At 63.4% G+C, this 5722-nt stretch carries 5 protein-coding genes and 1 pseudogene; 2 read left to right on the top strand and 4 right to left on the bottom strand.

The window, feature by feature from the left end:
• The 3 genes from ABSF49_RS19615 to ABSF49_RS19605 all read right to left on the bottom strand — a co-directional run.
• A partial coding sequence (locus ABSF49_RS19615; RefSeq protein ID WP_424114320.1) for an ABC transporter permease subunit occupies positions 1–534 on the bottom strand: 534 nt, incomplete at its 3' end.
• Complete coding sequence (locus ABSF49_RS19610; RefSeq protein ID WP_424114319.1) at positions 531–1580, bottom strand: sugar ABC transporter substrate-binding protein; 1050 nt, start codon at positions 1578–1580, stop codon at positions 531–533. The genes ABSF49_RS19615 and ABSF49_RS19610, both read right to left, overlap by 4 nt.
• 32 nt (positions 1581–1612) lie before the next feature.
• Positions 1613–2296, bottom strand: coding sequence for a GntR family transcriptional regulator (locus tag ABSF49_RS19605; RefSeq protein ID WP_424114318.1), 684 nt, complete (start codon positions 2294–2296; stop codon positions 1613–1615).
• Positions 2297–2539: 243 nt separating this feature from the next.
• Between ABSF49_RS19605 and ABSF49_RS19600 the strand changes: the two genes are divergently transcribed.
• Together ABSF49_RS19600 and ABSF49_RS19595 are read left to right on the top strand one after the other, a co-directional pair.
• Positions 2540–3658 carry a mandelate racemase/muconate lactonizing enzyme family protein gene (locus ABSF49_RS19600; RefSeq protein ID WP_424114317.1) on the top strand — a complete coding sequence of 373 codons (1119 nt, stop codon included), beginning with the start codon at positions 2540–2542 and terminating at the stop codon, positions 3656–3658.
• 470 nt (positions 3659–4128) lie between these two features.
• Positions 4129–4824 carry an IS6 family transposase gene (locus tag ABSF49_RS19595; RefSeq protein WP_424114316.1) on the top strand — a complete coding sequence of 232 codons (696 nt, stop codon included), beginning with the start codon at positions 4129–4131 and terminating at the stop codon, positions 4822–4824.
• A gap of 40 nt (positions 4825–4864) precedes the next feature.
• On the opposite strand, the pseudogene ABSF49_RS19590 reads toward ABSF49_RS19595, so the two are convergent.
• Positions 4865–5500: pseudogene (locus ABSF49_RS19590) on the bottom strand (transposase); the annotation flags it as partial.
• Positions 5501–5722 lie beyond the last annotated feature (222 nt).

The following is a 5722-nucleotide window of genomic DNA, read 5'->3' as shown; positions in this document are numbered from 1 at the left end:
GGGCGGTAGGCCGTAGATCGTGGTCGCGCGGGTCGGGATCGCGGCGGCGCCTTTGAGAGCGAGCAGCATACCGATGGTGACGATGAACGGGTTGACTTGGAGCTTCTCGACCATCAGCGCATTGAGCAAGCCGATCCCGATCCCCAGCGCCACGGAAAAGACGATCGCGGCAAATGGATTGAGTTCGACGCCGAGGCCGGCTGGCGCGGGGACCATTAGCCACGCGCACGTCATCGTGGTGAAAGCGAGCGTACCCTCGACCGACAGATCGATATTGCCGGAGATCATCGTCAGCGCGCCGCCGATCGAAAGCAGCAGGAGGACGGATGCGGCGAGCAGCAGATTCGTCAGATTCGGCAACGTCGCGTAAAATGGTACGAACATCGCGAACAGCGGCAGCGCGACCACCAGAATCGGCAGGATCGGGTTGCGCAGCATCGCGCGGCCCGTGCGAGCGAAGAAGCGCGCGACACCCGCGCGCTCCTCCGCCCCCGCCGCCGGAGCGGCGGATCGAATGGCTGTTTCCGGGGTCATTTTTTGTACGTGTTCGCCCAAAAAACGTTGCTGTCGACGTTCTCCGCCGTGATCGGATTGGCGGTGAGCAGGATCGATGGCCCGGATTTGTCGCTTTCAACGAGGCGCGGCGCGTTGACTTCGAGACCGCCGTCCTTTGCCGCAGCCTGCCAGCTTTCGGCGAAGCTTTTGCCTTCATGCGCGGCCGCGGCGAGACGGACCGAACTCGCGCACATGCCGTCGATCGGATAGTTGAGGGTGAAGTTCTGCCATCCGTCGCGAATAGCCTTCAGGCCTCCTGGGATGCCGCCGAGCCCGCCGATGATGACGTGTTTGGGGCCGTCCGCAGCCGTGTACCCACCGCGGGTCAGCACCGGGACGAGGAACGGAGTCAGGAAGTCGCTCTCGGTGAAGATCGCATCGATCGGGCCTTTGGTCAGCGTGTCCTGCAGGCCGTTGACTGCGACCTCCGGCTTCCAGTCGGTCACCACCTCGACCATGTCGATCGTGATTCCGTCGACCGGCTTGGCGATCGCCTTGTTGAAGCCGTCTCGGCGCAGGCGAACCGCTTCGGTGGCCACGGCGCCGACGAGATGCACGAGCTTGAACGACTTCTGACCCGTCTTCTGTTCGCGCGCTTTGAAAAGCTCGACGAACCTCGCCGCCGCTGCTGCGCCGGTCGCTTCCTCGTCCATCGCAACAGTGGCGGTCAGCTTGGCCATCGGAGCAGCAGTGTTGAACGCGTAGACATTGATCCCGGCCTTCATCGCGCGGTCGAGCTGCGGAACGACCCCATTTGAGTCGAGCGGCGAGATCAGAACGGCGTCGGGCTTTTTTTGCAGAGTCACGTCGAGCTGATTGGCCTGGGTCTGCGCCAAATTGTTGGCGTCCAGCTGGACGAGATTGGCGCCGACAGCTTTGGCGGCGCTCACTGCGCCGGCCGCGCACCCCTGCCAGAACTCATCCTGCACGAAAGGGTTGAGCAGAGTGATGTTCGCGCTTTCGCTCTTCGCCTCCGAGGCTCCGACGCACAGGGCCGTGACGGCAACGCTCGCGGCGATTCTCATTCGACGATTCATGTTCTTCCTCCCACTTCGCTTCAGTTTTGTTTGTTGAACCGGGTCAATTCCGGTTGGACGAGGCCGCCGCGTCTCTCAAGCGCAGCAATCAGGCTCTCCCGCCGGACCGTCAGATGCTCAACCATCGCGCACCGGGATCCTTCGGCATCATGGCGCGCGAGCGCCGCGATGATCGCGCGATGATCGCGATAGGAAGCCGCGTCCTCCACAGCGTCGGCATAGACGCTGATCGAATGAAGATGGCGCAGGAGTGCGTGGGTCTGGTTCCAGATCGGCTGGAGCGCGGTGACGGCGCGCGGCGATCCGCTCTCCCGGGCGATGATGCGGTGCAGATCGAAATCGACGCCGAAATCGCGTGTCGAAGGCCGGTCCGACCAGGGAGAGAGCGCCTCCATCTCGTCCTGAAGCCGCTCCAGCTTCTCGATCGATTCCGGGGCGATCCGCAGCGCAGCCTGCCCGGCGGTGAAGCTCTCGAGGGCCAAGCGCACGTTGTAGAGATCGGCAATATCTCCAGTTGCGAAAGTTGCAACCTGCCGGCGGCCGTTGCCGGCCGCGACCTCGATCACGCCGTCAAGCTCAAGCTGCCGCAGCGCGAAGGCGACGGTCGCCCGGGACACCTCCAGGCGCTCCGACAACAGCTCTTCACCCATGTCGGCGCCCGCCGAGAGCTGACCGGTGAAAATCTGCTCGTAAAGAGTGTCCACGGCCCATTCGCCCAATGCGCGCCGCTGAGGTTTGGCGTGGAGTCTTTCGCTGATCATTTCTGCCGGCAGACTTCAGTATGTTGACTTTTGCCGTCATATGGTATGAGAAATCCGATGTCAAGCGCGATCGACGCAGGCGGAGGGCATTGGCCCAAGCGGTGAAGGCCGCTAGCGGACGGGGGTGGGGCCGTGGCCGCTCCCGCTCCCGGCCTCGATCGGCGTCCTTGTCGGAGAGAGTTTGAAATGAAGATCACTGATGTCAGCCCGTTCATCCTCCATCTCCCGCTGACGGCGGACTCGATCGCCGACTCGACCCATCGCATCACCCGCTGGGGCGTCGTCGGCGCGCGGATCGCGACCAGCGCCGGACTCGTCGGGTTTGGCTTCACCGGAACCCACGCCCACGCGGCCTCCGACCGTCTGATCGCGGCCTGCATCCGCGACTGCTACGGTCCGCTGCTCGTTGACGAGGACGCCCAAGACCGGACGCGGCTGTGGATGAAACTCGCGCGTCAGCCTGCGCTGCAATGGGTCGGACGGGCGGGCGTCACGCAGCTCGCCCTCGCGGCAGTGGACGTCGCGCTCTGGGATCTCTCCGCCAAAGCGGCCGGACTGCCGTTGTGGAAATTCCTGGGGGGCGCGACCTCGGAAACGATCGAGGCCTACAATACCGACGTTGGCTGGCTCTCGATCCCAGAGCCGGAACTCGTCGCGGGCGCGCAACGCGCCGTGGAACGGGATGGCTTTCGTGCGCTCAAGCTGAAAGTGGGGCACGACGATCCCCTCGTCGACCTGAGGCGTCTCGAAGCCGTGCGCCGGGCGATCGGGCCGCAAGTCCGGATCGCGATCGACGGCAACGGGAAATGGGACCTGCCGACCTGCCTCAGCTTCGTGCGCAAAGCGGCGGCGTTCGACATCTTCTGGTTCGAGGAGCCGCTTTGGTACGATGACGTGGGAAGCCACCGCGCGCTAGCGAAGCAATCGCCGATTCCGATTGCACTCGGCGAGCAGCTTTACGCCCTCGACGCGTTCCGCGCCTTCGTCGCCGCTGGCGCGGTACACTATGTGCAGCCCGACGTGACGCGGCTCGGCGGCGTCACTGAATATATTGAGGTCGCCCATCTGGCGCGCGCGTTCCGGCTGCCGGTCGCCCCGCACGCCGGCGATATGAGCCAGGCGCATGTGCATCTCGCCTATTGGCATCCGTCCACCGTACTGCTCGAATATATTCCCTGGATCAAGGATCACTTCCGCGAACCCGCGAACGTTCGGGACGGCGCATTCCTGCGGCCGCAACAGCCCGGCGCGAGCACAACGCCGCTCGACGACTCGCTCGAGCGGTTTTCAGTGTCCATCGATTAGTGCAGAGAAGTCGCCAGCGCGGCGATGTCGCGCGCGGCGGCGCCTCGGTCGGGCGCCGTCCGGCTTGGCGTCCGGGGGACTTTGCGGCGGCCCGGCGACGATCAGCTTTGCGGCGACCTCGGGCGGCACCGGCGCCGTCGAGACCCGCGTGCGGACTGTTCCGCGCGGCCGCGAGGGGCGCGACTAAGACGACTGTGTTGTAAATCGGCGCGGGCACCTGGCTCTGACGCAATCTCGATGACGGTTTACGGATTCATGCAGCGCCGAGCAATCTGGTTTGAAGAAGGTCGAGTTTTGCGCGGCCGTACATCTGGCGTTTGACGAGTTTAAGTTTGGTGATCTGAGCCTCGACCTAACCATTGGACCACGGCTCGACGATAGCCGCCCGCACGGCGGCTTTATCTCTCGCGACGGCTTTGTCACGCCGCCACCGGCTTGTTGATACTTTGGTCGCGCGGCAGCCAATGAGCATGAGGAAAATCAGCTACGCCGGCTATCGGTTCCCGCCCGAGATCATTCAGCGGGCGATTTGGCTCTATCTCCGGTTCACGCTGAGTTTGCGCGACGTCGAAGATTTGCTCGCGGAGCGCGCGATTGGGGTCTCTTATGAGACGGTCCGACGCTGGGTGACTCATTTCGGGCCGCTCATCGCAGCGGACTTGCGAAAGCGCCGGCCCAAGCCTCACACGACCTGGCATCTTGACGAGGTCTATCTGAAAATCGACGGCCGAATGCTCTATCTCTGGCGCGCCGTCGACGCCGAAGGCGAGGTCCTCGACGTGTTGGTCCAATCTAAACGAAACGAGCATGCCGCGCTGAAACTGATGCGCAAGCTTCTCAAAAAATACGCCTTCGTCCCCGAGCGATTGGTCACGGATGACTTGCGGTCATACGGCGCAGCGGTCCGCGATCTGAGGATCGAGAGCCGCCATGAGCGCGGGCGATGGAAAAACAATCGCGTCGAGAATTCGCATCAGCCGACGCGACGGCGGGAGCGCAAGATGCAACGCTTGAAGAGCGCCGGCTCGCCGCAGAAATTCCTCTCGATCCATGCCGCCGTGTACAACACCTTCAACGTCCAACGCCATCTGGCCTCAGCTCAAACGCATCGCACGCTTCGCGCCGTGGCGATGAGCACGTGGCGCGAGGCAGTCGCGGCAGCTTGAAACTTTCGGAAGCGCAGGCTTTTCGCAAACTAGATTCAACAACGTGACAAAGCCTGCCCGACCCTTTGCGATAGAGGCGCGCGTCGGGATCGGTGGTCGAGGCATGGGTTTCGTTCGAGCGCTTCTCGCCCTTGAAATCGACCTCGACGTTGCGGCCGGCGCTCGGCGACGGTTCATCGCCCGCGCCTTCCTTGCGCTTGAAGCTCTTTATTGACGCCCCGGCCTCGACGAGCGTGCCGTCGACCGAGAAATGGTCGCTCGACAGCAGCGCCTTGACGCGCAGCTGCACAAGTACGGCGGCCAGGAACTTCGCGGCGATCGCGCCATCGAGCAGACGGTCGCGGTTCTTGGAAAAGACCGTCGCATCCCAAACAGCGTCGTCGACGCCGAGGCCGACGAACCAACGAAACAGGAGATCAGTGTCGAGCCGCGCCATCAGCTGGCGTTCCGAGCGCACGGAATAGAAGGCCTGCAGCAGCATCGCCCGCAAGAGCCGCTCGGGCGCGATCGAGGGGCGGCCAATCCGCGAATAAAGCGCCGAGAAATCTGTCGCCAGCACCGCCAGAGCTTCGTTGGCGATTACCCGGATCACGCGCAGCGGATGGTCGCTTCGAACTCGCGCTTCAAGGTCGACATAGCTGAACAGCGCTCCCGCCCGTTCGTCAGTTCCGCGCATTCCGCCGCTGCATGTCTGATGCGGACGGATCACGACCAAGCCAAAAACAGAAGCTCTTTTTCAGCTGCCCGCTAGCCCATCTTATTCATCAGGGGGGCGTTTTTGAGGCTGGCGAGCGTGGCATAAAGGTCTGATTTGGCGTAGGATTTGGCTGCTTACACCGATCCGTTTCGCCTCTCGCCCCACACCCGCTCGCCATGACCGACTCTAATCTGTTGCCGT

Source organism: Roseiarcus sp., assembly GCF_049514155.1.
Classification (GTDB): domain Bacteria; phylum Pseudomonadota; class Alphaproteobacteria; order Rhizobiales; family Beijerinckiaceae; genus Roseiarcus.
Note: the sequence above shows the minus strand (reverse complement) of the source record. Positions and strands in the feature narration are given on the sequence as shown.

Bases quoted from the DNA above. Each gene is read 5' to 3' on its own strand.
- ABSF49_RS19600 (WP_424114317.1), top strand. From the start codon at position 2,540: ATGAAGATCACTGATGTCAGCCCGTTCATCCTCCATCTCCCGCTGACG.
- ABSF49_RS19595 (WP_424114316.1), top strand. From the start codon at position 4,129: ATGAGGAAAATCAGCTACGCCGGCTATCGGTTCCCGCCCGAGATCATT.
- ABSF49_RS19610 (WP_424114319.1), bottom strand. From the start codon at position 1,580: ATGAGAATCGCCGCGAGCGTTGCCGTCACGGCCCTGTGCGTCGGAGCC.